This is a genomic window from Algiphilus sp., from assembly GCF_023145115.1.
In the GTDB taxonomy this organism is placed as follows: domain Bacteria; phylum Pseudomonadota; class Gammaproteobacteria; order Nevskiales; family Nevskiaceae; genus Algiphilus.
Window position 1 is genome coordinate 15,148 of record NZ_JAGLEJ010000022.1, and the last position, 25,547, is coordinate 40,694.

At 68.8% G+C, this 25,547-nt stretch carries 24 protein-coding genes; 13 read left to right on the forward strand and 11 right to left on the reverse strand.

Translation table 11 applies throughout. The features are described from left to right. Positions 1 to 17 precede the first annotated feature (17 nt). On the reverse strand, positions 18 to 1,388 hold the full coding sequence (locus tag KAH28_RS07700) for a class II fumarate hydratase (RefSeq protein ID WP_290575404.1): 1,371 nt from the start codon (positions 1,386 to 1,388) through the stop codon (positions 18 to 20). A gap of 111 nt (positions 1,389 to 1,499) precedes the next feature. Between KAH28_RS07700 and purB the strand changes: the two genes are divergently transcribed. After that, positions 1,500 to 2,867 carry an adenylosuccinate lyase gene (purB, locus tag KAH28_RS07705; protein WP_290575405.1) on the forward strand — a complete coding sequence of 456 codons (1,368 nt, stop codon included), beginning with the start codon at positions 1,500 to 1,502 and terminating at the stop codon, positions 2,865 to 2,867. A gap of 68 nt (positions 2,868 to 2,935) precedes the next feature. Here purB and KAH28_RS07710 read toward each other — a convergent pair whose 3' ends face one another. The 6 genes from KAH28_RS07710 to ribA all read right to left on the reverse strand — a co-directional run bounded on the left by KAH28_RS07710 (position 2,936) and on the right by ribA (position 8,625). After that, positions 2,936 to 3,373, reverse strand: a complete 438-nt coding sequence (locus KAH28_RS07710; RefSeq protein WP_290575406.1) for a thioesterase family protein — start codon at positions 3,371 to 3,373, stop codon at positions 2,936 to 2,938. Continuing rightward, positions 3,370 to 3,597, reverse strand: coding sequence for a DUF1289 domain-containing protein (locus KAH28_RS07715; protein ID WP_290575407.1), 228 nt, complete (start codon positions 3,595 to 3,597; stop codon positions 3,370 to 3,372). Before KAH28_RS07715 ends, KAH28_RS07710 begins: the two co-directional genes overlap by 4 nt. A gap of 77 nt (positions 3,598 to 3,674) precedes the next feature. Beyond that, entirely contained in the window at positions 3,675 to 4,880 is a 1,206-nt protein-coding gene (locus KAH28_RS07720) for an OmpA family protein (RefSeq protein WP_290575408.1), read from the reverse strand. Positions 4,881 to 4,944: 64 nt separating this feature from the next. Further along, entirely contained in the window at positions 4,945 to 5,970 is a 1,026-nt protein-coding gene (locus KAH28_RS07725; protein ID WP_290575409.1) for a quinone-dependent dihydroorotate dehydrogenase, read from the reverse strand. After that, complete coding sequence (locus KAH28_RS07730; RefSeq protein ID WP_290575410.1) at positions 5,967 to 7,994, reverse strand: AarF/ABC1/UbiB kinase family protein; 2,028 nt, start codon at positions 7,992 to 7,994, stop codon at positions 5,967 to 5,969. The genes KAH28_RS07725 and KAH28_RS07730 overlap by 4 nt, the downstream gene beginning before the upstream one ends. A 10-nt stretch (positions 7,995 to 8,004) precedes the next feature. Further along, positions 8,005 to 8,625, reverse strand: coding sequence for a GTP cyclohydrolase II (gene ribA / locus KAH28_RS07735; protein WP_366918150.1), 621 nt, complete (start codon positions 8,623 to 8,625; stop codon positions 8,005 to 8,007). Between the two features lie 160 nt (positions 8,626 to 8,785). Here ribA and KAH28_RS07740 point away from each other — a divergent pair, with 160 nt between their 5' ends. The 6 genes from KAH28_RS07740 to KAH28_RS07765 all read left to right on the forward strand — a co-directional run bounded on the left by KAH28_RS07740 (position 8,786) and on the right by KAH28_RS07765 (position 14,998). Further along, the gene (locus KAH28_RS07740) at positions 8,786 to 8,980 is read left to right on the forward strand and encodes a hypothetical protein (protein WP_290575412.1); all 195 of its coding nucleotides are present in this window, start codon (positions 8,786 to 8,788) and stop codon (positions 8,978 to 8,980) included. 5 nt (positions 8,981 to 8,985) lie between these two features. Continuing rightward, complete coding sequence (locus KAH28_RS07745; protein ID WP_290575413.1) at positions 8,986 to 10,071, forward strand: phosphotransferase family protein; 1,086 nt, start codon at positions 8,986 to 8,988, stop codon at positions 10,069 to 10,071. A 28-nt stretch (positions 10,072 to 10,099) separates the two neighbouring features. Further along, a complete protein-coding gene (locus KAH28_RS07750) occupies positions 10,100 to 10,996 on the forward strand; it encodes a bile acid:sodium symporter family protein (protein ID WP_290575414.1) in 897 nt (298 codons plus the stop codon). A 45-nt stretch (positions 10,997 to 11,041) separates the two neighbouring features. Beyond that, on the forward strand, positions 11,042 to 11,803 hold the full coding sequence (locus tag KAH28_RS07755) for an SDR family oxidoreductase (RefSeq protein ID WP_290575415.1): 762 nt from the start codon (positions 11,042 to 11,044) through the stop codon (positions 11,801 to 11,803). A gap of 33 nt (positions 11,804 to 11,836) precedes the next feature. Continuing rightward, a complete protein-coding gene (gene gtfA, locus KAH28_RS07760) occupies positions 11,837 to 13,279 on the forward strand; it encodes a sucrose phosphorylase (RefSeq protein WP_290575416.1) in 1,443 nt (480 codons plus the stop codon). 78 nt (positions 13,280 to 13,357) lie between these two features. Further along, entirely contained in the window at positions 13,358 to 14,998 is a 1,641-nt protein-coding gene (locus KAH28_RS07765) for a hypothetical protein (RefSeq protein ID WP_290575417.1), read from the forward strand. Here KAH28_RS07765 and KAH28_RS07770 read toward each other — a convergent pair. After that, positions 14,995 to 15,933 (reverse strand): glutathione S-transferase family protein, encoded by a 939-nt coding sequence (locus KAH28_RS07770; RefSeq protein ID WP_290575418.1) that lies wholly within the window; start codon positions 15,931 to 15,933, stop codon positions 14,995 to 14,997. The two genes, KAH28_RS07765 and KAH28_RS07770, sit on opposite strands and share 4 nt — an antisense overlap. A 153-nt stretch (positions 15,934 to 16,086) precedes the next feature. On the opposite strand from KAH28_RS07770, the gene dusA reads away from it, so the two are divergent. The 6 genes from dusA (at position 16,087) to KAH28_RS07800 (ending at position 21,345) form a co-directional block, all read left to right on the forward strand. After that, positions 16,087 to 17,106 carry a tRNA dihydrouridine(20/20a) synthase DusA gene (gene dusA, locus KAH28_RS07775; protein WP_290575419.1) on the forward strand — a complete coding sequence of 340 codons (1,020 nt, stop codon included), beginning with the start codon at positions 16,087 to 16,089 and terminating at the stop codon, positions 17,104 to 17,106. After that, positions 17,103 to 17,678: a peptidylprolyl isomerase gene (locus KAH28_RS07780; protein ID WP_290575420.1), complete on the forward strand. Its 576-nt coding sequence runs from the start codon at positions 17,103 to 17,105 to the stop codon at positions 17,676 to 17,678. The genes dusA and KAH28_RS07780 overlap by 4 nt, the downstream gene beginning before the upstream one ends. Positions 17,679 to 17,701: 23 nt before the next feature. Next, the gene (locus tag KAH28_RS07785) at positions 17,702 to 18,388 is read left to right on the forward strand and encodes a UDP-2,3-diacylglucosamine diphosphatase (RefSeq protein ID WP_290575421.1); all 687 of its coding nucleotides are present in this window, start codon (positions 17,702 to 17,704) and stop codon (positions 18,386 to 18,388) included. Between the two features lie 138 nt (positions 18,389 to 18,526). Continuing rightward, entirely contained in the window at positions 18,527 to 19,030 is a 504-nt protein-coding gene (locus KAH28_RS07790) for a TadE/TadG family type IV pilus assembly protein (protein WP_290575422.1), read from the forward strand. Next, positions 19,030 to 19,533, forward strand: a complete 504-nt coding sequence (locus tag KAH28_RS07795) for a TadE/TadG family type IV pilus assembly protein (RefSeq protein ID WP_290575423.1) — start codon at positions 19,030 to 19,032, stop codon at positions 19,531 to 19,533. The genes KAH28_RS07790 and KAH28_RS07795 overlap by 1 nt, the downstream gene beginning before the upstream one ends. Before the next feature lie 18 nt (positions 19,534 to 19,551). Continuing rightward, the gene (locus KAH28_RS07800; RefSeq protein ID WP_290575424.1) at positions 19,552 to 21,345 is read left to right on the forward strand and encodes a TadG family pilus assembly protein; all 1,794 of its coding nucleotides are present in this window, start codon (positions 19,552 to 19,554) and stop codon (positions 21,343 to 21,345) included. Between the two features lie 663 nt (positions 21,346 to 22,008). Here the strand turns inward: KAH28_RS07800 and KAH28_RS07805 are convergent. From KAH28_RS07805 to purF, 3 genes are read right to left on the reverse strand one after another with little or no spacing between them, the layout of a single operon-like run. Then, complete coding sequence (locus KAH28_RS07805; protein ID WP_290575425.1) at positions 22,009 to 22,824, reverse strand: ferritin-like domain-containing protein; 816 nt, start codon at positions 22,822 to 22,824, stop codon at positions 22,009 to 22,011. 10 nt (positions 22,825 to 22,834) lie between these two features. Further along, the gene (locus tag KAH28_RS07810) at positions 22,835 to 24,031 is read right to left on the reverse strand and encodes an O-succinylhomoserine sulfhydrylase (protein WP_290575426.1); all 1,197 of its coding nucleotides are present in this window, start codon (positions 24,029 to 24,031) and stop codon (positions 22,835 to 22,837) included. Further along, positions 24,024 to 25,547, reverse strand: coding sequence for an amidophosphoribosyltransferase (gene purF / locus KAH28_RS07815; RefSeq protein ID WP_290575427.1), 1,524 nt, complete (start codon positions 25,545 to 25,547; stop codon positions 24,024 to 24,026). Before purF ends, KAH28_RS07810 begins: the two co-directional genes overlap by 8 nt.

A 25,547-nucleotide genomic window follows, 5' to 3' on the forward strand; every position in this document is an offset into this window, starting at 1 on the left:
GCCGATTCGTCTTCCGCCTACCCGGTCAGGCCGCGCGGATCGAGCAGCTCGCGCAGGCGCTCCTCGGACAATCCACTGTCCTCGAGCGCGACATCGAGCACGTTCCGGCCCTCGGCGTAGGCGCGCTTGGCGATTGCCGCGCCCTTGTCGTAGCCGATCTCGCGGTTGAGCGCGGTGACCAGGATGGGATTGCGCTCCAGCGCGCGCACCAGGGTCTCCGCGCGCACCTCGAAACCCGCGATCACCGGCTCCAGCGCCTCGCAGGCGGCGGCCTGCAGCGCGATCGACTGCAGCAGGTTGTAGGCGATCACCGGCAGCATGACGTTGAGCTGGAAGCTGCCGGACTGCCCCGCCACGCCGACGGTGACGTCGTTGCCCATCACCTGGGCAGCCACCATGCACACCGCCTCGGGGAGCACCGGGTTGACCTTGCCGGGCATGATCGACGACCCGGGCTGAATCGCGGGCAGCGCGATCTCGCCGAGGCCGGCGAGCGGCCCCGAGTTCATCCAGCGCAGATCGTTGGCGATCTTCATCTGTGCCACCGCCAGCGCCCGCAGCTGGCCGGACAGCTCCACGGCGGTGTCCTGGCACGCCAGCGCCGCGAAGGTGTCGCGCGCCGGCGTGAACGACTGCCCGGTGCGCTCCGACAGCGCCTCGCAGAACGCCTTGGCGAAACCCTCGGGCGCGTTGACGCCGCTGCCCACCGCGGTGCCGCCCTGCGCCAGCTCGCACAGTCGCGGCAGGGTCGCGCGCAGGCGCTCGGCGGACAGCTCGATCTGCGTGGCCCAGGCGCCGGCTTCCTGGTCCAGCCGCACCGGCATGGCATCCATCAGGTGGGTGCGACCGGTCTTGACGTGCTCGGCGAGCGTGCCGGCGCGCGTCCGGATGCCCTGCCCCAGGGATGTCAGCGCGGGCAGCAACGCCTCCTCGACGGCCAGCAGCGCCGCCACGTGAATGGTGGTCGGGATGACGTCGTTGGACGACTGGCTGGCGTTGACGTGATCGTTGGGGTGGACGGTCTGCCCGCTGGCATCGCTGGCGAGGCGCGCGATCACCTCGTTGGCGTTCATGTTGGTGGAGGTGCCCGACCCCGTCTGGAAGACATCCACCGCGAAGGCGTCGTCGACCTCGCCGGCCGCGACGCGCTCGGCGGCGGCCGCGACCGCATCGGCCACCGGCGCTCCCAGCACGCCGAGCTCGCGGTTGGCGTGCGCCGCCGACGCCTTGACCAGGCCCAGCGCGCGCAGGAAGGCGCGCGGGAATCGCAGCTCCGAGAACTGGAAGTTGTCGATGGCGCGCTGTGTCTGGGCGCCCCAGAGAGCGTTCTCGGGAACCGCCACCGGGCCCATCGAGTCGTGCTCGGTGCGGGTGCGCATCTCGGCCATGCTGGCACTCCTGTCGTCGGTTGCTCGGCTCCGGGACGAGCGTGCCTTAAAATGCGCGCCGACGACACTGGCGGCCACCCCATCCACGCCGCCCCGACCCGGGATTCCCTGATGCAATTGACTTCGCTCTCCGCGCTCTCACCGGTCGACGGCCGCTATGCCGACAAGACCTGGGAACTGCGCGAAATCTGTTCCGAGTACGGACTGATCCGCTTCCGCGTGCTGGTCGAGATCCGCTGGCTGGAAGCGCTCGCCGCCTCCGACGCGATTCCGGAGGTGACGCCGCTGTCGACCTCGGCGCAGGACCGGCTCGAGCAGATCGCCGAGAACTTCGACATCGACGAGGCGCAGCGCGTCAAGCAGATCGAGCAGACCACCAATCACGACGTGAAGGCGGTGGAGTACTACCTCAAGGAGCGCATCGGCGCCCACGAGGAGCTGTCGAAGGTCAAGGAATTCATGCACTTCGCGTGCACATCGGAGGACATCAACAACCTCGCCTACGCGCTCATGCTGCGCGAGTGCCGCGAACGCGTGCTGCTGCCGGGGCTGGAGAACCTCACCGCGCGCATCGCCGAGCTCGGTCGCATGTACGCCGAGCAGCCCATGCTGTCGCGCACGCACGGCCAGCCCGCATCGCCGACCACCCTCGGCAAGGAGCTGGCGGTATTCGTGCACCGCCTCGCCCGTCAGCGCGAACAGCTGGCGGACGTGCGCATCATGGGCAAGCTCAACGGCGCCACCGGCAACTGGAACGCGCACATGGCGGCCTACCCGGACGTCGACTGGCCGGATTTCTCGGCGCGCTTCATCGAAGGGCTCGGGCTGTCGCCGACTCCGGCGACCACCCAGATCGAGCCGCACGACTTCATGGCCGAGTACTTCCACGCCCTCATGCGCGCCAATACCGTCCTGATCGACTTCTGCCGCGACGTCTGGGGCTATGTCTCGCTGGGCTATTTCCGCCAGCGCATGGTGGACGGCGAGGTCGGCAGTTCGACCATGCCGCACAAGGTCAATCCCATCGATTTCGAGAACGCCGAGGGCAACCTGGGCATGGCCAACGCCATTCTCGATCACCTTGCGGGCAAGCTGCCGGTTTCGCGCTGGCAGCGCGACCTCACCGATTCGACCGTGCTGCGCAACATCGGCGTCGGCGTCGCCCACGGTGTGCTCGCCTACGAGTCGATCATGAAGGGCACCGGCAAGCTCGAGGCCGATGCCTGGCGTCTCGGCCGCGAACTCGACGACAACTGGGAGGTCCTCGGTGAGGCGGTGCAGACGGTCATGCGGCGCTACGGCCTGCCCGAGCCCTACGAGCAGCTCAAGCGGCTGACCCGCGGGCGCCGCATCGAGCGCGACGCGCTGCGCGAGTTCATCAACGGGCTCGACATCCCGGTCGAGGCGCGCGACCGGTTGCTGGCCATGACACCCGCGGACTACGTCGGCAACGCGGCGGATCAGGCGCGCGACATCTGAACCGGCAGGCCGCCGTTCCGGCGCCGGAACGGCGGTTCGCCGCCAGCGGCCGAGAGACGCGGCCGCGCCTAGGTTGAGGCCTCTTCTGCCGGCAGGAGGTAGGGCTGCAGCCGCGCGCGCACGCCGTCCGGGATGGCCAGCGTGGACTGCTGGCGGTAGTCGTACCAGACCACGACCGCCCGGGTGCGGGCGACCAGCGTGTCGCCATCGTGCATGAGGGCGCGCGTCTCGAAGCTCTTGCCGCCGATCCGGCTGAGGCCATAGTGCACGTCGAGCTCGGTGGGCGCGCGCAGCTGCGCCACGAAGTCGCACGCGATGTGGGCCAGGATGAGGCCGTACTCGGTCCAGAACTGCTTGTCGCCGGCCATGAGCTCGGAGAAGAAGCCCAGGCGCACGTCCTCGTCGTAGGTGAAGAAGCGCGCGTTGTTGACGTGGCCGAGCGCGTCCATGTCACCCCACCGCACCGGAATGCGCACGCGGTGCGGTACCGCCGCCGGCTGCGTCATTGCACCTCTCCGCTGCCGTTGGCCGCCGGTCCCGCCTGCAGCCGGCGGTGCGCGATCGCGCGCAGGATCTCGTGCCGGCGGGCGGCGTCCGCCGCCGGCCACTCCATGATCTCGTCACCCGTCCGCAGGCAGCCGATGCAGCAGCGACCGGCCGCGTCCAGCGTGCACACCCCGGTGCACGGCGATGCCGGTGTCGGTGCGTCCTGCCGCTGTGCGCGATTCATGGGAATGTCTCCGAAGGCGTAACGAAGCGGGGCGGCCCGATGGGACCGCCCCGACGGTGCATCGATTGCCCGACCGCCTACTCGAGGTAGAGCCAGAAGGTCACGCGGCGATTGGCGGCACGGCCTTCCTCGGTCTCGTTGCTGGCCACCGGCTGGCTCTCGCCGCGGCCGGTCGTGCTCATGCGGGCAGCCGCGATACCCAGCCCCTGCAGGCGCGTCTTCACCGCTGCGGCACGCTCCTCGGAGAGGCGCTGGTTGTAGCCGTCGTCCCCGCGGCTGTCGGTGTGCCCGATGATCTCGATGGTGAGATCCTGCTGGCCGCGGAGCATCGCCGCCACCTCGTCGAGCACGCCCTGCGCGCCACCGGTCAGGCGCGCTGTGTCGTAATGGAACGTCAGCGTCGGCAGGACCAGCGGCTGCGGTTCGGCACAGCCGGCGGTGTTGACGGTCACGCCCGTGAAGGTGTCCGGGCACTGATCGTCGGCGTCCATGACCCCGTCGCCGTCGCTGTCCTCGCCGCCGGTGACCGGCGGGCAGCCGGCCTCGTCGACGGTGACGCCGGGCTCGGTGCCGGGGCACTGATCCATGGTGTCGTCGACGCCGTCGTCGTCGGAATCGTTGCGGCAGTCGGTGCGGCCAGTGACCGGATCGACCACGGCGACCTCGCAGGCCTCCTCCTCGGGCAGCGGTTCGACCGGCGCTTCGCCGGAAGCGAACAACGGCGAAAGCGGCAGCTGCAGACCGACCAGGAAGCGGTAGTCGAGCAGCAGACTGGCCCCCGGCGCGGACAGCGACTCGTGCTGACCGATGAGACGGAACTCGGTGCGCAGACCCATGCCCCATACCGGCAGGCCGAACAGGGCACCGCCGCCCACATTGGCCATCGGCCGGATCTCGTCGTCACCCTGCACGTCGTCACGCACAGCGCCGATGCCGGCGAGCGCGTACGGCGTCACGTCGGTGCGCGAGAGGAAGCTGATGCCGCCGAAATCGCGGACGAGATCGACCGTGATGCCGGCGTGGTAGTCATCCTCGCCGTCGATGTCGCGCTCGAAGGCGCCATTGAAGAACGAGAGCTCCAGCGCCGTGTCCTCCCAGGACAGCGGCAGCCCGAAGGTCACCTGGTAGCCGAAGTCGTCATCCCACTGACGCTCGCCGTCGACGATGGTGTAGCTGCCGAAGCCGGCGGCATAGGGGCTGTCCTCGTACTTGCTGCTGACCGCGTATGCCGAGCCGGCAAGCGCGCACAGTGCGAGACTCGCAAGGATTCTGCTTGTCGTCATGCGGAACTCTCTCTCCCTGATATTGTTGCAGTGCATTGTGCCCGCTCGGAACGGCGAGCACCAGCTAGGAACGCGCCCCGTCGCGGACCGCCCCGGCCAGGCGCGCCGGCAGCGACGGCCCCTCGTACACCAGGCCGGTGTACAACTGGATGAGGTCGGCGCCGTCCGCGATGCGTTGCCGGGCGGCTTCGGGACTGTCGATGCCGCCGACCCCGACGAGCGGATAGTCCGGGCCGCAGGCCCGCCGCAGGGTGCGCATGACGTGCCCCGCAAGCGGGGCCAGCGGCCGTCCGGAAAGCCCACCGGCCTGATCGGCGAAGGCGGCCGGCAGGCCCTCCGGCCGGGTGACCGTGGTATTGGTGGCGATCAGCCCGTCGATGCCGTGCTCGCGCGCCGTCGCTGCCAGCGAGGCGATGGCATCGTCGGTCAGGTCGGGGGCGAGCTTGAGCAGCACCGGTGTCCGCCGCCCCTGCGCATCCGCCAGCCGCGCGCGCTCCTCGGCAATGGCACCGAGCAGCGCCATCAGCGCATCGTCCTGCTGCAGGTCGCGCAGACCGGGCGTGTTCGGCGAGGAGATGTTGACGGTGATGTAGTCGGCGACATCGTGCGCCCGTTGCAGGCAGTACCGGTAGTCGTCGGCGGCATCCGCCGCTGCGGTGTCCCGGTTCTTGCCGATGTTGACCCCGACCACGAGACCTTCGGGCCGGCTCCGCAGACGGGCCATGGCCGCGTCGATGCCACCGTTGTTGAAGCCGAGCCGGTTGATGACCGCGCCCTGCCGGACCGCGCGGAAGACGCGCGGCCGCGGATTGCCGCCCTGCGCCCTCGGGGTGAGCGTGCCGACCTCGACGAATCCGAACCCGAGCCCGGCGAAGCCGCGCACCGCGAGCGCGTCCTTGTCGGCACCGGCGGCGAGCCCCACCCGATTGCCGAAGGACAACCCGAACAACGCGACCGGGTCCTCGACCCGCTCCCCGACCCATCCCGCCAGAGCGGGCGCCGCGGCCAGCGCGCGCACGGTCAGCCAGTGCGCGCGCTCGGCGTCGAGCGCATAGAGCAGCGGTCGCGCCAGCGCGTAGGCGCCGCTCATCGCCCGTGCTGTCCGTGCTTCGGCATCTCCGCCGGCGCGGAGAGCGCCTCGGGCCGGTCGCGCGGCAGCACCTCGAGCGCCGCGGCGGGACGGGCGGCCGGCTGCAGCGCCAGCCGCCGCCGGAGGTCGCGCACCTCGTTGCGCACGCGATCGCGCGAGTAGAGCAAAGGCAGGCGCAGCACGCTGCCCGCGAGGTCGCGGAGCATCCTGCGCCGCGGCACGCCCTCGTAGAGTGATCCGAAGCTGCCCGCGGCAGCCATCAGCGCGCGGGAGAGATGGGTGTAGTCACCACGCACCACCAGCCCGAGATGCTGCGTGTTCGAGATCAGGTGGAGGATCGCCTGCCCGCGCCGGTGCAGCGACGCCAGACCGCCGTGGCGCAGCTCCCGCACCAGATTGCGTGCGCCGAGCGGCTTGATGCCGCGCTTGGCGAGCGTTTCCGCCAGCAGCGCCCGGATCTCGGCGCGACGCGCGGCGTTGGCCTCGGGCGCGGTGCTGATGCGGATGAGCGCGTCGGTGAGCAGGTCGACGTCGGCCAGGCACGCGCCGGACACGTAGTCCCACACCGCATTCCACTTGCCCGTCAGCGGCACCGTGTTGCCCCAGTCGATGAGGTAGAGGGCGTTGTCGGAGCCGATCATGATGTTGCCGGGATGCAGATCCCCGTGCATTTCCTTGTACACCAGCGCGTGGTGCAGGATCGTGTAGAGCAGTCGCTGCGCCACCTGGGCGCGGAAGCGCTTGCGGGCCGATGGTGTCTGCCGGCGCAGCGCGCGCAGCAGGCTGTCGCCGTCCGACAGGAACTCCATCTCCAGGACCCGTCGCGATGCACCGTACAGCGCAGGCACGCGCCACACCCCGGTATCCCGGGCGCGGGCATGGAAACGGATCTGGTTGCGCGCCTCGTCCTCGAAGTCGAGTTCCTGCAGGAAGCCGACCACGAACTCGTCGACCTGTTCCTGGAGCGCGCGCAGGAAGGGCGCCAGCTTCGAATGCGGCGCCCAGTACTGGCTCGACAGGATAGCCAGCCCGATCACCAGCTTGCCGATGGCGAACTCGCGGTCGATGTTGTGGCGGCCGACCTTCACGATGATCGGGCGCAGGACCTCCATCCCGTTCTCGACGAAGGGCTTCTTGGCCAGATAGACCGAGCCGATGGAGCCCGAACGCAGAGGCTTCTCGGCGTCGAACCCCATGTAGAGATCGGCGGGCAGCTTGCCGAAGCTCTCCAGGAAGGCCTCGTTGACCTCCTCCGGGGTCATCGGCGGTACATCCTCGTGGAAGACCGACAGTTCGCGCGCGATCTCCTCGGGCAGGAAATCGGCATTGGCCGCGGCGACCTGGGCCATCTTGATGAAGAAGGGCCCGAACTCGCGCACCATCGCGACCACGATCTGGGCCTGCTGGTGGAAATCCTTCGGATCGGCCTGGAAGAAGGGGCGCACCCAGCGCAGCGCCCGCAACTGGCGGCGCACGATGGCGATGTCCTCGCGCACCGTGGCGGCCCGGCGCAGCAGCTCCTGGATCTGCCACTGGTTGAAGCGCCGTCCCGCCTTCAGGATGTTGATGACCTCGGTGAGCAGCGGCTCGTAGGTGGTGATGACCAGCCGCACCATGTCGAGGGACATCTCGCCGAGTCCCTTGATCTCCTCGCTGGAGAACAGCTCCTCGAAGAACTGCCAGAACTCGTCGACCAGGGCCTGGGGCACCGGCACCGGGCTGCGCTGCAGCAGCTGGTCGACCACGAAGCGGATGAGATCCTCGGTGGACTGCTCGTCCGGGATCAGGCGGCGCGCGCGCAGGTGCTGCGTGATGCGCTCCACCGAGCGGGTCGCCGGGTGCGCATAGAGCCCCTCGAAGATGGTGTCGACCGCCGCCGACAGCTCGTCGCGCGTGACATCGTGCTCGTGCGCGAGCAGCCGCACCAGCGGCGAGAAGGAGCGCGAGAGCCGGTAGGTCTGGACGGTCAGCGATCCGAGCTCGCCGACGATGCCGACGCCGCGCCTGCGTTTCTCAGCACCCATGGCGATGCGCTCAGCCCGATTCCGGCGTACGCATGAGATGACCGAGCCGCCCGGCCTTCGTGGTCAGGTAGCTCTCGTTGTGCGGGTTGCGGCCGCACTCGATGGGCACGCGCTCCACCACTTCGATGCCGGCATCGTTCAGCGCCTTGATCTTGCGCGGGTTGTTGGTCATGAGGCGGACCCGGGCCATGCCCAGGTCGGCGAGTATGGCGAGTGCGATGTCGTAGTTGCGCGCATCCGCCGGAAAGCCGAGCCGGACATTGGCCTCCACCGTGTCGTGACCCTGATCCTGCAGCGCATAGGCGCGGATCTTGTTGGCGAGGCCGATGCCGCGGCCTTCCTGGCGCAGGTAGAGCAGCGCCCCGCGGCCCTCGACGGCGATCCGCTGGAGCGCGTGCTCGAGCTGGAAGCCGCAGTCGCAGCGCAGCGAGAACAGCGCATCCCCGGTCAGGCACTCGGAATGGATGCGCAGCAGCGGCGCCGGCTCCCGGCACTCGGCAACGTCGCCCAGCGTGATCGCGAGATGCTCCTTGTCGTCGTCGTCGGTGTAGACCGACAGGGTGAAGGTCGCGAACGGCGTGGGCAGCTCGGCGCGCGCCTGGGCGCGGTACGGCGCCCGGGGCGGATCGATCTCGCTGGCGTGGTGGTCGCTCAATGGCGGCATCGCGTTGGTGGAAGAGGCTTGACCCGGCGCCAGCAGCGCCGGCCATGCGCGTTATTATCGCTGCTCAGCGTACGGGTTGCTTGCCGCCCGTCGCACCCGCGTCCGGAATCACACAGGAGGGAGGAGCATGGGGAACACAATCGTACGCTCGGTCGTGGTGGTCGCCGCCATCGGGGTCGGTGCCATCGGCGTCCACTACGGACTGACGATTGCGCTGTCCGAGGACGGCACCAGCGATACCGGCCCCAGCCACGAGGAGCGGCTCGACCGCATCTTCTCGGAACCGGGGACACCGCCCGGGGGCTCCGTCTCGTCGCGCTAGCCGCCATGCCGGCCGACACGGGAGGAGACAGCCGCCACCTCGTCGACCAGCCGCAGGCCGTGCGGGAAGAGGACACCCTCGACCTCGACGCACTGCTGCCGTGGCTGCGTGACCACGTCGACCATCTGCCCGATACGCCCCCGAGGGTGGCGCAGTATCCCGGTGGCGCCAGCAACATCACCTATGCCCTCGACTTCGGCGAGCGGACGCTGATCCTGCGGCGCCCGCCCTTCGGGACGCGTCCCAGGTCCGGCCACGACATGGGACGCGAGTTCCGGGTCATGTCCGGGCTGCACGGGCACTACCCGGTCCCGCGGCCGCTGGCGCAGTGCGAGGACGAGACGGTGCTCGGCGCGCCCTTCTACGTCATGGAGAAGCTCGAAGGCATCATCCTGCGCCGCGATCTTCCGGCCGGCATGCACCTCGATGCCGGCGCCGCCGCCGGCCTCTGCGAGCGCTTCTGGCAAGCGCTGATCGACCTCCACCGGCTGTCCCCGGCCGACACCGGCCTGGCGGATCTGGGACGCCCCCAGGGCTATGTGGCGCGGCAGATCGCCGGCTGGAACGAGCGCTACCGCCGCGCGCGGACCGAGGATGCGCCGGAGGCCGATGACGTGATGAGCTGGCTGGACGCGCACCAGCGCGCCGAGGATGGCCGCGCCAGCCTGATCCACAACGACTACCGCTTCGACAACGTCGTGCTCTCCCCGGACGACGAGCTGCGCATCATCGGCGTGCTCGACTGGGAGATGTGCACCATCGGCGATCCCCTCCTCGACCTGGGCTGCTCGCTGGCGTACTGGATCGAGGCCGGCGACGATCCGGCGCTGGAAGCCATCCGCATGCAGCCCTCCAATCTCCCCGGGATGATGCGCCGGGACGACATCCTCGCCTTCTACGAGCGTCAGACCGGCATCGCGGTGCCCCACCCCGAGTTCTATATCGCCTTCGGCCTGTTCCGGCTGGCGGTCATCGCCCAGCAGATCTACTACCGCTACGCGGTGGGTCAGACCACCAACACGCGCTATCGCGACTTCGGCGGCATGGTCCATGTCCTCGTCGCACGCGCGCGGCACGTCGCCGGCATCTGACCGCCCCCCTGCCCCCAACGGACACTACGTGGAAAGCTCAATCCTGATCGATGTCGGCCTCCCGCTGGCCCTGTTCATCATCATGACCGGCATCGGTCTCACACTGCGGCGGCGGGATTTCCACGACATCGTGGTCTACCCGCGCGCGACCGCCTTCGGCACGGCGACGCAGGTGGTGCTGATGCCGCTCATCGCCATCGTGATCGCGTGGGTGCTGCCCATGGATCCGGCGCTGGCGGTGGGCCTGGTGGTCATCGCCGCCTGCCCCGGCGGGACGACCTCCAACATCTTCACCTTCTTCGCGCGCGGCAACGTGGCGCTCTCCATCACCCTGACCGTGACCGCCAGCCTGATCACGGTGCTGAGTCTCCCGCTGATCATCAATCTCGCCCTCGGGCTGTTCCCGCTGCGCCCGGACCTCGCGGAGGCGGCCGCCGAGTTGCGACTCCCCTTCCTGCGCACGATCGGGACGCTGGGTGCCATCGTCATCCTGCCGGTGGCCATCGGCATGGCACTGCGCGCCTGGCGGCCCTCGCTGGCGGCGCGCGCAGAGCGCGCGGTGGGGGTATTCGGCCTCGTCGTGCTCGCCGTGCTGATCGCGCTGATCGTCGCGCAGCTCGGCGCCGATGCGGTTCCCATGTTCCGCGACGCCGGCATCGCGGTAGCCGTGCTCAACATTGCCGGCATCGCGCTGGGCCTGTTCGGCGGCGCCCTGGCCGGCCTCGCGCCGCGCGACGCGCTGACCTGCGCGATGGAGCTGGGCATCAAGAACGGAACGCTGGGTCTGCTCATCACCCTCACCCTGCTGCATTCGCCGGCGATGTCGGTGCCGTCCGCGGTCTACGGGGTGCTGATGTTCGGCTTTGGTACGGTGCTGATCGTGATCGGCCGGCGGCGCCTGCCCGCACCGGCCGCCTCGATCTGACCCATTCCGCCCCGCCGGCCGGGCGCGGCACGACAGGAGACCGCCATGCACAGACTCTTCGACCTCAGCGATCGCGTCGCCCTGGTGACGGGCGCCTCGCGCGGCATCGGCGAGGCCACCGCCCGCCTGCTCGCCGAGCACAGCGCCCACGTGATCATCTCCAGCCGCAAGCAGGAAGCCTGCGAGGCGGTCGCGGAGTCGATCCGCGCCGACGGCGGCAAGGCAACGGCCATCGCCGCCCACCAGGGCACCCCCGAGGCGCTCGAGGCGCTGGTCGCGCAGGCGGAGCGCGAGGCCGGACCGATCCGGATCCTGGTCAACAACGCCGCGACCAACCCCTACTTCGGCCACATTGCCGACACCGACCTCAACATGGTCGACAAGACCCTGCAGGTGAACATCCGCGGCTACTTCGACCTGTCGTCGCGCGTGGCGCACCGCATGCGGCAGCACGGCGGCGGCGCGATCGTGAACATCGCCAGCATCAACGGCGTGCGACCGGCGGTGGATCAGGGCATCTATTCGATCACCAAGGCCGCCGTGATCAACATGACGCAGGCCTTCGCCAAGGAATGCGCCGACTGGGGCATCCGCTGCAACTGCGTGCTGCCCGGGCTCACCGAGACCAAGTTCGCCAGCGCCCTCACCGGCGACGAGGAGCAGCTGGAACGATTCCTGCGTTACATCCCGATGAAGCGCACGGCGCAGCCCGAAGAAATCGCGCCCGCCGTGCTCTACCTCGCGTCCGACGCGGCCAGCTACGTCACCGGCACATCCCTGACCGTCGACGGCGGCTACCTCGCCTGACGCACCCATCCGTCCAGTCATACACCCGCTCGCATGATCCTTCGCAACCAGCCTCAGCTCATCGCCTACCCCGACCGCATGGGCGACAACATCGCCGACCTGCACGGGGTGCTGACGAAGCACTTCTCGCGCTGTTTCGGCGGCGTCCATCTGCTGCCGCCGTTTCCGTCCAACGCCGACGGCGGCTTCTCGCCGCTGACGCATCGCGAGATCGACGCGCGCTACGGCGACTGGGACGACTTCGAGGCGATGGCGGCGGAGTACGACATGTGCCTCGACCTGGTGCTCAACCACATCGCCGACGAGTCACCGGAGTTCCAGGACTACCTTGCCAAGGGCAAGGACAGCCGCTACGCAGAACTGTTCGTCGATGTCGACGCGCTCGGGGAGATCACGCCCGACGACCTGGCCAAGATCCATATCCGGAAGGAGAAGGAGCCCTTCCGCGAGGTGGTGCTGGCCGACGGCAGCAAGCGCCGCGTCTGGTGCACCTTCACCGAGAAGCAGGTGGACCTCAACTACGACGCCGAGGTCACCTACGACTTCATGGAGGAGAACCTCCGCGTCATGACCGGGCACGGCGTCAAGCTGTTCCGGCTCGACGCCTTCGGCTACACCACCAAGAAGATCGGCACCAGCTGCTTCCTGGTGGAGCCGGATGTCTACGACATCCTGGGCTGGTTCCACCGCGCCGCCAACTCGATGGGCGCCGAGGTCCTGCCAGAAGTGCACGACCACTCCAGCTACCAGTTCGCCATCGGCATGCGCGGCATGCGGCCCTACGGCTTCGCGCTGCCGCCGTTGCTGCTGTACTCGCTGCTCGACGCCAACAGCGTCTATCTCAAGAACTGGCTGCGCGTCTGCCCGCGCAACCAGATCACGGTGCTCGACACTCACGACGGCATCTGCATTCCCGATGTCGAGGGCATCCTGCCGGCCGAGCAGATCCAGGCCGTCATCGACAACGTGTCGCAGCGCAGCGCCGACCCCATCCTGCGCCGGTCGGCGGCCAACGTGCACAGCGTGGGCGCGATCTACCAGCTCACCTGCACCTTCTACGACGCCCTCAAGCAGAACGACGACGCCTACATCGCGGCGCGCGCCATCCAGCTCTTCGCACCCGGCATTCCGCAGGTCTACTACGTGGGCCTGCTCGCCGGCACCAACGACGACGAACTCATGGACCGCACCGGCGAGCTGCGCGACATCAATCGCGGCTACTTCTCGCTCGACGATGTCGATGCCTGCGTCGAGAAGCCGGTCGTGCGGCGTCTCATGCAGCTGCTCGAATTCCGCAAGTCGCATCCCGCCTTCCGCGGCAAGTTCGACCTGGTGTACTCCAACGATTCCAGCGTCTGCATGCAGTGGAAGAACGGCGACGCCAAGGCCGTCCTGTTCGTGGATCTCAACTTCAAGAAGACCACCATCCGCTATCGCGACGAGCGCACGGGCCGCATGATCTCGCGCGTCTGCTGACGCACGTCATGGCGCTGTCACGAAAGTGCAGCGCATGCTCGCGATCCTTGAGCCTTTCAGCTTCAGAGTGAACCGGCGATGCGGCTCGTAGACTGGCACGCGCGCTCGTGCCTGGTGGCACTGGCGTTGTGTCTTGGCGGGTGTGGCGGCGGCGGCGGCGGCGGCGACGGCGACGGCGACGGCCCGGATGGACCGGGGCCGCAACCGCCGAGCACGGGCGGCGGGAATATCGCCGATCTGTTCGATCCGGACGCGACGCCGCGGGAGCGCGCCCACGAGGGCATCGCGCAGTACCTCGGCATCGTGCGCGATCCACGCCACGCCGAGGCATGCACACAACTCGACGGCACCACCCGCTGTCCGCCCGGCGCCCGTTCCGGCTCCCCCGCGGGCATCGCCGTTCACGACTGGATGGCGCGTGCGCTCGACGCGCTGCCCGCGATGCGCGACGCCACTTCGCACCCCTTCGACATTCCGCTCTTCGTGCCGCGCGCGTGGGGCATCGAGATAGGCGAAGGGCCGGATCGCATCGCGCCCGCCAGCATGCCCTGGTACTACAGCGGGCGGACGCCGCCCGACGGCGTGACCGGCGAACTGGTCTCCGTCGGCCCCGACTGGCTGCTGGACGGCATCCTGCGCGCCGATGTCGACGGCCGCATCGCGCTGGTCGAGGGCGAGCGCCTGTTCAACGCGGAGCGCCCCGCGCTGCGCAACCGGCTCGATTCCCTCGCCGACCAGGGCGCCCTGGGCGCGGTGGTCTACTTCCCCGGCGGCCCCGCCAACCTCGTCGTGTCGCAGAACTACGACAGCCGCGACGGTCTGGGCGACCTGCCCACGCTGCTCGTCGGCAAGCGCGACGGTGCGGCGCTGGAGGCGCTCGACGGCCGGACCGCGCGTCTGGTTCTGGACGCGGAGTACCGCAACGGTGCGCAGTCGGTCCCGGCGAGCGCGGCCTCGCGTCCCGCCGCGTCGAGCAATGTATCGGCCTGGCTGCCCGGATTCGACGACTCGCTCTGGATCGTGATCGGCACGCCGCTCAACAGCTGGCAGCTCGCCGCGGCGGAGCGCGGTCCGGGCATCGCCGTGTTCCTGCATCTGGCGCAGCATCTGGCCGAACGCGTCGAACGCGACGGCGCGCTGCCGCATCCGGTCTACTTCGTGGCGACCGGCGGGCACGAGGTCTTCCAGATCGGGCTGCAGCGATTCCTGGGCTGCTGGAATCCCGACCGCATCGGCGCGTACATCCACGCCGGTGCGGCCCTCATCAGCCGCGGGCACGACACCGGTCCGGACGGCGAGCCCGTTCCGCTGGACCGGGCCGCGCGCACCCGGACACTGAGCATCTCGGAGAACATTCCGCTCCGCCTCATCGCCAACCCCGCGTTCTCCGATCCGGCGCTGGCGCCGCTGTTCGATTTCGCGCCCACGCTGTTCAAGCCCGGAGAAGCCGCGCTGGCCTGGGAAGCCGGCATTCCCACGGTCAGCCTGGCGGGAACCAACGTCTATCACCACACCGCGGGCGACGACGAGAGCCAGATCCTGGACAGGGCGGTCGATCCGATTCTCGGGGCCTACCGCACGGTCGTCGATCAGTTGCTCGACGGCGACCTCGCGGGTATCCGCCGCGCCGAGATCGGCGGCGCGCTGCGCGGGCCGCCGTCCTCCGACTTCCCGTGCGCCGGCGTGCCCGCGGGCATCGGCAGCGCCGCCGCCGACTAGAACAGCGGATCGGGCCCCAGCGGCACCACCCCGGTGGGATTGATGGTGCCGTGGCTAACGTAGTAGTGCTGCTTGCACTGCTCGATGTCGACGGTATCGGCCACGCCGGGAACGGCCAGCAGCGCGCGCAGGTAGCGCGAGAGCGCCGGATAGTCGCGGATGCGTCGCTTGTTGCACTTGAAATGGCCGTGGTAGACGGCGTCGAAGCGCACCAGGGTGGTGAACAGGCGCCAGTCCGCTTCGGTCAGGCGGTCGCCGCACAGCCAGCGCTGGCCGTCGAGCCGCTTCTCCAGCTCGTCCAGGGTCGCGAACAGGGCGTGGAAGGGCGCCTCGTACGCCGCCTGCGTGGTCGCGAAGCCGCAGCGATACACGCCGTTGTTGACGGTGTCGTAGACCTGCGCGTTGACTGCGTCGATCGCGTCCCGCAGCTCGGCCGGACAGTAGTCGTCGGTGTTCCCGGTGATGCCGTCGAAGGCCGAGTTGAACATGCGGATGATCTCCGCCGATTCGTTCGAGACGATGGTTTCGCGCTGCCGGTCCCACAGCACCGGCACGGTCACGCGGCCGGTGTAGTCCGCCTTGACGTGCGTATAGAGCTGATGGTGGAAACGGTAGCCGTGCAGCGGCTCCGACTCGGGCTTGTACTCCCAGCCGTTCTCCAGCATGTGCGGGTGCACGACCGACACGCCGACGTGCGGCGTCAGGCCCTTGATCGCGCGAAACACCAGCGTGCGGTGCGCCCACGGGCAGGCCATCGACACGTAGAGATGGTAGCGGCCCGACTCGGCCGCGAAGCCGCCCTCGCCGCTCGGCCCCGGGCTGCCGTCCGCGGTCACCCAGTTGCGGAAGCCGGCGTCCTCGCGCCGGAAGGCGCCGCCCGTGCTGGAGGTGTCGTACCACTCGTCGCGCCATACGCCTTCGACCAGCCTGCCCATCGCTACTCCTTGTTCGTTCCCAGCCAATGCGGCGCCTGACGCCGGGGGTCACCTTACCGCCGGCATCGGTGCCACGCCGTACGTCCAGCCTCCGCCGAAGGACGGCACCCATGCAATGAGCGCGAGCACCCCCGGTTGGCTAGAATGCTTTCAATGACTTACGCGCACACATTCTCCGTGGCCCCGATGATGGACTGGACGACCCGGCACTGCCGGTTCTTCCTGCGCCAGATCAGCACGCGCGCGCTGCTGTACACGGAGATGGTGACCACCGGCGCCCTGCTGCACGGCGACACCGAGCGCTTTCTCGCCTTCGACCCCGCCGAGCACCCGGTGGCGCTGCAGCTGGGCGGCAGCGACCCGCGGGCGCTGGCGCAGTGCGCGCGCATGGCCGAGGCGCACGGCTACGACGAAGTCAATCTGAACTGCGGCTGCCCATCGGACCGCGTCCAGGGCGGCGGCTTCGGCGCCTGCCTGATGCGCGAGCCGGCACTGGTGGCCGACTGCGTCGCCGCGATGCGGGCGGCGTGCACGATCCCCGTCACGGTGAAGTGCCGCATCGGTGTCGACGACTGCGACGAGGACGCCTTCCTCGAGGCCTTCGTGGACACGGTCGCGGCCGCCGGCTGCGAACGCTTCATCGTCCACGCCCGCAAGGCCTGGCTGCAGGGCCTGTCGCCGAAGCAGAACCGCGAGGTGCCGCCGCTCAACTACGCCCGGGTCGATGCCCTCGCCGCCGCGCATCCCGAGCTGAGCATCGTGCTCAACGGCGGGCTGCGCGACCTCGATGCCGCCCGCGGGCAGCTGGGCAGCGATGTCGCGGGCGTCATGCTCGGGCGTGCCGCCTACGAGAATCCCTGGCTGCTCGTCGATGTCGACAGCCGCTTCCACGATGCCCCGCCCGCGGTCGACTGCCGCGAGACCGTGCTCGAACGCATGCGCGACTACATCGCGCGCGAGCACGCCGCCGGCGTGCCGGTCGCCGCCATCACCCGCCACATGCTCGGTCTCTACCGCGGCCAGCCGCGCGGTCGCGCCTTCCGTCGCCTGCTCGGCGAGACAGCCCGCCGACCCGACGCCGACGCGGGCATCATCGACGACGCACTCGCGCTCATGCGCGGTGCCGTTCCGGATACGCTTCCCCGCCACGACAACTCCACGGTCCCCGCATGACATTCAAGCGCGTTCTCGCTGCCGTCTCCCTCGGTGCCGCCGCTTCCGGCGCTGCCCACGCCGCCGATTCCGGCGACGTCATCCTCCACACCAGCGCCGGCGCGATCACGCTGTCGCTCGACTCCGGGGCCGCTCCGCTGTCGGTCGAGAACTTCCTGGCCTACGCCCGCGACGGCCATTACGACGGCACCATCTTCCATCGCGTCATTCCCGGCTTCATGATCCAGGGCGGCGGCATGGAACCCGACATGGGCAGCCGCCCGACACGCGAGCCCATCGCGAACGAGGCCGGCAACGGGCTGACCAACGCGCGCGGCAGCGTGGCGATGGCGCGCACCAGCGCGCCGGACTCGGCCACCAGCCAGTTCTTCATCAACCTCAAGGACAACGCCTTCCTCGAACCCGGTGGCGTCGACCCGCACGGCTATGCGGTCTTCGGGCGCGTGATCTCGGGCATGGATGTGGTGGACAGCATCGCCGCGGTGGAGACGACGCGACGCGCCGGACACGCGGACGTCCCCGTGGGGCCGGTCATCATCGAGCGCGTGGAGGTCGTCGCGGCCGCGGAATGAGTTCGACGCGGCAAGGATCGGCGGTGCTCGTGTCGGACATCCATCTGCCGGGTGGCCCCTCCGCGTACCGCGACGGCCTGCTCGCCCTGCTCGAGGATGTCGACGCCGACGCGATCTACCTGCTCGGCGACATCTTCGAGTACTGGCTGGGCGACGATGTCTCGGGTGCCGAGCACGCCCCGGTGCTGGCCGCCCTGCGGCGCCGTGCCGAAGGCGGCACGCGCATCCACTTCATGGCCGGCAACCGTGACTTCCTGGTGTCTCCGGCGCTGCTGGCAAGCAACGGCGTGACGATGCTGCCCGACCCCGCGGTGGTGATGCTGCCGGACGGCCCGGCCCTCCTGTCGCATGGCGATCAATGGTGCACACAGGATCACGCCTATCAGCGCTGGCGTCGCTTCGCCCACTACCCGGCCGCGCGCCGCGGCTTTCTCGCTCTGCCGCGTTCCATCCGCCGGGCCATCGCGCACCGGCTGCGCGCCGGGCGCGCCCGCGCAACGGAAGCCGACATCCTCGACGTTGCGGACGCGGCCATCGACAGCGCCTTCAGGGAAAATGGCATCCAGCGCATCATCCACGGGCATACACACCGTCCGGCCCACCATCGTCACGCAGGCGGAGACCGCTTTGTGCTCCCCGATTGGCGGCCCGACGACCACCGCTATCTGCTTGCCACTTCGACCGGCCTCGCCGAATTTCGGCTGGAATGAACCACTCGTCGGCGCGAAGCCGATGCCGCCGTCAGCTACGCACCATACTGCGCACAGTCCCCCTTCCCGGAATCGGACATGCGCAAGGACGCCATACGCTCGCTCCACAGCCGATCGCGACAACGCGGCGTTGCCGCGATGGAATTCGCCTTCGTCTTCCCCGTCATCTTCATGCTGCTCTACGGCACGCTGCATTTCGGGATGGTCTTCACCGCGCGACTGAGCCTGCAGCACGCGGCGGAGGAAGGAGCGCGGGAGGCGCTGCGCTTTCAACAGGCCGAAGCCGGCGGCATCCAGGTCGGATGCCCCGGCAGTGATCTCGTCACCGAGGCAGAGGATCAACTTCAGCAGCGCATGGCGCGGGCGCGCCAGGCGAGCTGCGCGCAGCTCGACTGGCTCACCGCATGGGGAAGCCCGCAGATCGACACGGCCCTGTGCCCCACCGGCGTGGATTGCACGACCGGCGGCGGCGCCCTCCCCGATTGCGGCGACACCGTCGATAGCAGCTGCCAGCTCATCGTGACCGTGACCTACCCCTACGCCCAGCAGCCCATCATTCCCGCATTGCCCGGATTCGGCATCGTTTCGCCGACCTCGCTGCAGGGCCAGGCCCGCGTGCGCATCGACGGAAGGGTGCTCTGATGACAAGCCATCGCCGGAACCAGCGCGGCAGTGTGGTACTGGAAGCAGCCCTCGTGCTCCCGGCAATGCTCCTGCTGCTCTGGGGCGTGGTGAGCTTCGGCGCCATCTTCTACACGCAGATTGCTCTCACGCGCGCAGCCGAGGACGGCGCGACAGCCGCCAATCTGCTCCGCGCCAGCTTCAGCGAGGGCGGCAACATTCCGTCCGACGACGTGGAGCGCATCAAGGACGAGATCATCAATTCCCTGTCGGCATCGCCCATCGCCCCCAAGGAACACAACGGCACCATCGGCGACCGGCGCGCCTGGCTGGCCGAGGTCCGCAACAACATTCAGCTCATTAGCAGCGACTGCAACGGAGCGAGCTGCCTGCGGATACGGATCGTATTCCCCTACGACAACGGATCCGGAACACGAATCCTGCCAAGCATCACGATTCCCGTGATCGGGGACATGAACTGGCTACCCGATACGCTGGTGGGCGAAGCCAGCGTCCTGCTCTAGCGAGAAGGAGGCGGACGCATGATCCATCCAGGAAGGCAGCCCCGGCAGCGCCAGCAGGGCGCGATCGCCATGTTCGCGGCGCTCGGTATCAGCGTGATGATCTCCGTGCTGGCGATTCTCGATATCGGTTTCCTCTACCACTACAAGCGCGACTACCAGAAGGCCGCCGACCTCGCGGCCCTTGCCGGCACTGAGGAGCTGCGAGCGGCCTGCGAGGATGCCAAGAACCGCGCCACTACCAGCGCGCAGGCCAACCTCGGCAATACCGGCGTGCAGAGCATCCTCCCGGAGTGCGGGGTATGGGAGAAGGGCGACGAAGACACCCCTTCCAGCTTCACGCCCGACTCGGGTGTCGACCGCAACGCCCTGAGGGTGACCGTTTCCGGGAACCCGCCGCGCTTTCTGATCCCCGGCGAGCGCACCATCACCGCCACCGCGGTGGCGGTCGCTCAGCGGCCGCAGGCCTCGCTGAACATCCGCTCAACCCTGGTCTCGCTTGAGGACGGCGTCGTCAATGCCCTGCTCGGCGCATTGCTCGGCAGCAACGTGTCGCTTAACGTCGTTGGCTGGGAAGGCGTGGCCAACGCCGACGTCAACCTGCTCGACTTTCTCAATGAGCTTGCTTTCCTCGAAGGTATCGAGGTCAGCGCCGACATCGGCACCTATGAGAACCTGCTGGCTGCCGATGTCAGCCTGCTCAACCTGGTCAATGCCACCATCGAGGCCGTCGGCCCCGAGAGCATCGCCGGCGTCAACCTGGGACTGCTGAGGACTGACCTGCTGGACCTGACCCTTGGCGGCCTGGAGATTCCGTTGGGCGATCTGCTCTCGCTCGGTCTCGGCACCGAGACGGCGGGACTCGACCTCGGCGTAAATGCCTTCGACCTGGTACAGGCCTTCGTCCAGGCCGCCAGCGCGGAGCACGCCCTGGCCGCTGGCGTCGGCGTGAACCTCCCCGGCGTGGCCGGCGTCTCGCTCCGCGCCAGCGTCATCGAACCGCCGCAGATCGCCGTCGTCGGCAACCCGGCGCGGATCGACCCGGTCGACCCCAGGAACGGCGACGGGCGCATCTATGTGCGCACCGCCCAGGTACGGCTGCTGCTCGGTGTCGATCTGGGGGTGCTCGGTTTGCTCAACGAGGTGCTCGCTCACCTGCCGTTGTTGAACCTGGAGGTGCTTGGCAGCGATCTCGACGTCGGCCTGAATGTCGGCGGCGCGGAGGCCTGGGTGACCGACCACAACTGCGCATTGGATGGGGACAAGTCCCTGGACGTGGACACCGCGACCGCCGCCGCCAATCTGGGCGTCGGCGTCTACAGCCCCGCCGCACTGAACGACTTCTTCGGCTCCGGCACGCCCTTTCCCGACGCCGATCTGCTCAACATTCTGAGCCTCTCGGTAGGGCCGATCACGGTGGCCAAAATCGGCATCAGCGCCAATGTCCCGGTGGCGGAGTCTTCGCAGTCCCTGGTCTATGACAACTTGCCGCCCGAGCCCGAGCAGCTGCCGGAGATCAGTGACCCGGAAAGCGACGACATGTACCAGCAGATTTCAAGTCAGGACATCGTCGCGAGCCTGTCAAACACCCTCACCGGCCTCGAGCTTGAGGTCACGATCCTGAATTCGGAGCTTCTCGGTAACCTTCTCGAAGGGGTGCTGGCCCTCGTCGGCAATCTCGTTCTCGCACCGCTCAGCCTGCTGCTCGACCCCATTGTCAACGCCTTGCTCAACATTCTTGGCGTCAACCTCGCCGAAGCCGATGTCGGCGCGCGCATGAGCTGCATGCTTGGCGGCGCGGCGCTGGTGCATTAGCGACAATCTGAACGGGGGGCTCAGGGGTCGGGGCTGCAGCAGCCTGTCGGACTTTCCCACCCGCCCGGGTCAAGATTGCGCAGCTTCCGAAACAGCCAGGGCTGCCCCATACTGATAAATTGATGGAAGATTGCCCTGTAACCCATTGGGTTAGAGGCGATCATGATGCAGATGAAGGCCTGCTTTTCGGCGATTCCCGATCCTCGGCGCGCGCAAGCCCGGCAATGTGCCCTGCCCCATCTGCCGCTGTTCAGCGTCTTGGCGGTGGCCTCGGGCGCGACTTCCTGTCGCTAGCTCCAACGCTTCATGGACACGCATCGCGAGCGGCTGAATGCGCTGTGCCAGCTGCGCTGGAAGCGGGTACCGGCGCATCCTTCGATTCGCTGCGCCCTTCATGGACTCAAGCCTCGAGCCGTTGAAGCGGCGTTCCGCCAACCGGCCGCCCGCCTTGAAGCCCCATCGGCGGCGGGGAAGCGTATCGCCATGGAGGGCAAGACCTTGGGCGGCAGCCTCGGTCATTTCGAAGACCGCCCGGCCGCCCAGCAGCGATGCGGTCGGCAACGCACGGTCGATGCCCCTTCTGGACGGCCTCCGGTGTCCGAACATCGGCTAGACGGATGGAGCCGTAGCGGAGCGGGCTTGCAGCAGGGGCGCCGTACTCGTTCACCGAGTTTGGCGGCCAGGCGCTCGACCGGGTCCAGCCCCCATCATTTCCGATCGGCTGAAACCCGCCTGTTCTCGCGCCGTATCGTTGAACGGCGGGCGCAGCGCAACACCGTAGTCGGCAAGCAGTGCCGTGAAGGTCGCGTCCGAGACCAGCCCGTGCCGCGCGCACAGCCAGCGGAACCAGCGTGTGCCGATGGCGACGTGGCGGACTTCCTCGTCGAGGATGACGCGCAGCACATCGGCGCTGCGCCGGTCGCCCGCCTGCTCCAGCCGCGCGATCATGCCGGGGGTGACGTCGAGCCCGCGCGCTTCCAGCACGCGCGGGACCAGCGCCATGCGGTGCAGCGGGTCGTGGGTGGTCTTCTCCGCCATCTCCCAGAGCCCGTTGTGCGCGGGATGATCGCCGTAGGCCACGCCGTGATCGGCCAGCCGGTCGCGCAGCATGCCGAAGTGCCGCGCCTCGTCGGCGGCCACCGATAGCCAGTCGCGGTAGAAGGCATCCGGCATGCCCGGAAAGCGCGCTGCTGCATCGAGGGCCAGATTGATGGCGTTGAACTCGATGTGGGCGACCGCGTGCAACAGCGCCACCCGCCCTGCCTCGCTGCCCAGCCCGCGTGTCGGCACATCGCGCGGATGCAGCAGCACCGGCCTGGGCGGGCGCCCCGGCGCGCCGGCGAGCGCGGTCGCCGGCGCGTCCGGATGGCATGGGGCGCTTAGGCCATCCAGCGCCGCGACACGCGCACGCTTGTCGTCGGGATCGGCGCTCAGCAGCGCGTCGCGAATCGCCCGCCAGCGCGCGTCGGATTCCGCCACGACGAATGCCTCAGCGCAGTGCGCCGCGGATGTCGTCGACCAGGTCGGCGGCGTCCTCGAGGCCCACCGCGATGCGCACCAGGCCGTCGCCGATGCCGGCACGCGCCCGCGCTTCCGGCCCGATCCGCAAGTGCGTGGTGGACGCCGGATGCGTCACGGTCGTCCGGGTGTCGCCCAGATTGGCCGTGATCGAGGCGAGCTGCAGGCGGTCGATGAAGCGCCAGGCCGCGGCTTGATCGACCAGGTCGAAGCTGACGATGCCGCCGAAGCCGCCCTGCTGGCGGCTGGCCAGCGCGTGCTGCGGATGATCCGGCAGCCCCGGATAGTAGACGTGGCGCACGGCGTCCTCGGCCACCAGCGCCTCGGCGACCTGCCGTGCGCGGGTCTCGTGCGCTTCCATGCGCACCTGCAGCGTCTCCAGACCCTTCAGGAAGCTCCAGGCGTTGAACGGGCTCATCGACGGCCCGCAGGTGCGCATGAAGCGGAACAGGGTGCCGCCCACGGTTTCCTGATCGCCGACGATGGCACCGCCGACGCAGCGCCCCTGCCCGTCCAGATACTTGGTCGCCGAGTGCATGACCAGGTGCGCGCCGAGCGCGATCGGCTGCTGGAATACCGGCGTGAGGAAGCAATTGTCGACCACCAGACGGGCGTCCGCGGCGCGCGCGATCTCCGCCAGGCCGGCGATGTCGACGACCTCGCACAGCGGGTTGGTGGGCGACTCGACAAAGAGCATGCGCGTGCTCGGCGTAACCGCCTCGCGCCAGGCGTCGAGATCGCACGGATCGACGTAGGAGAAGCACAACCCGAAGCGCGACAGGATGTTCTCGAACAGCGAGATGGTGGAACCGAACAGGGTGCGCGAGGCGACGACGTGATCGCCCTCCGACAGCAGCGCCATGCACAGCACCAGGATCGCGCTCATGCCCGAGGCCGTGCCGATGCCGGCCTCGGCGCCCTCCATCACCGCCAGCCGCTTCTCGAAAGCCTCGACGGTGGGGTTGGTGAAGCGCGAATAGACGTAGCCGGCCTCGCGCTCGGCGAAGACCGCCGCCGCCTGCTCGGCCGAGTCGAAGACGAAGCTGGAGGTGGCGAAGATCGCCGGCGAGTGCTCGCGCCAGGGCGTGCGCAGGGTGGCGCCGCGCACGCCGAGGGTGCCGGCGCCGAGCGGCCGCGGTGCAGCGGGTGTGTCGGATGATTCAGCCATGGGCGGCGTTGTGCAGTTCGATGGGCATGCCGGGGGCGTCCCGGCGCTGCCGTTTGGCCGCATCCGAGCGGAACAGTTCCAGCTGATCGAGGTAGTCGCGGGAGATGTCCTGGGTGACGTACTCGCCGTTGAACACCGAGCAGTCGAAGTGCTGCAGCGCCGGATTGCCCTCGTTGACCGATTCCTTGAGATCGTCCAGTTCCTGGAAGATCAGCCGGTCCGCGCCCAGCGCCTCGCGGATGCCCTCTTCGGACAGTTCGTTGGCGACCAGTTCCGAGGCGGTCGGCATGTCGATGCCGTAGACATTGGGATACCGCACCGGGGGCGCGGCCGACGCGAAGTAGACCTTGCGCGCGCCGGCGTCGCGGGCCATCTGGATGATCTCGCGCGAGGTCGTGCCGCGCACGATGGAGTCGTCGACCAGCAGCACGTTCTTGCCCTGGAACTCCAGATCGATCGGGTTGAGCTTCTGCCGCACGCTCTTCTTGCGCATGGCCTGGCCGGGCATGATGAAGGTGCGGCCGATGTAGCGGTTCTTGATGAAGCCCTCGCGGTACTTCACGCCGAGACGCCCCGCCATCTCCGCCGCCGCCGTGCGCGACGACTCCGGTACCGGGATGACGACATCGATATCGTGCTCGCCCCAGTCGCGCAGCAGCTTGTCGCCGAGCTTCTCGCCCATGCGCAGCCGCGCCTTGTAGACGTAGACATCGTCCAGCACCGAGTCGGGGCGCGCGAGATAGACGTACTCGAACAGGCACGGCGACAGCACCGGCTTGGATGCGCACTGCTGCCGCAGAAGCCGTCCGTCGTGCGTGACCACGACGGCCTCGCCGGGTGCGATGTCGCCGATGATCTCGAACTGCAGCGCGTCCAGCGCCACCGATTCCGAGGCCACCATGTAGTCGGTGCCGTCCGGCCCCTCGCGCTTGCCGAGGATCACCGGCCGGATGCCGAAGGGATCGCGGAACGCCACCATGCCGTAGCCCGTGACGAGCGCCACGCAGGCGTAGGCGCCGCGCGCGCGGGCGTGCAGCTGTGCCACCGCCGCGAAGATGTGCTCGGGGCGCAGGCTGCCCTCGGCCTGCTCCATGAGCTCGTGCGCGAAGATGTTGAGCAGGATCTCGGAGTCCGAATCGGTGTTGATGTGACGCCGGTCCTGCGCGAACAGCTCGTCCTTGAGCAGCTCGGTGTTGGTCAGGTTGCCGTTGTGCGCGAAGGCGATGCCGTAGGGCATGTTGGTGTAGAGCGGCTGGGCTTCCGCGGCGCTCGACTCGCCGGCCGTCGGGTAGCGCACGTGCGCGATGCCCATCCGTCCCTGGAGCCGTGCCATCTCCTCGTCGCGATGGAAGACGTCGCGCACGAGCCCGAGGTCCTTGTGCAGGTAGAGCTTGCCGTCGGCGTTGGTCAGGATGCCCGCCGCATCCTGCCCGCGGTGCTGAAGCACGGTCAGCGCGTCGAAGAGATCCTGATTCACCGGCAGGTTGGCCGAAACGATGCCCGCAATCCCGCACAT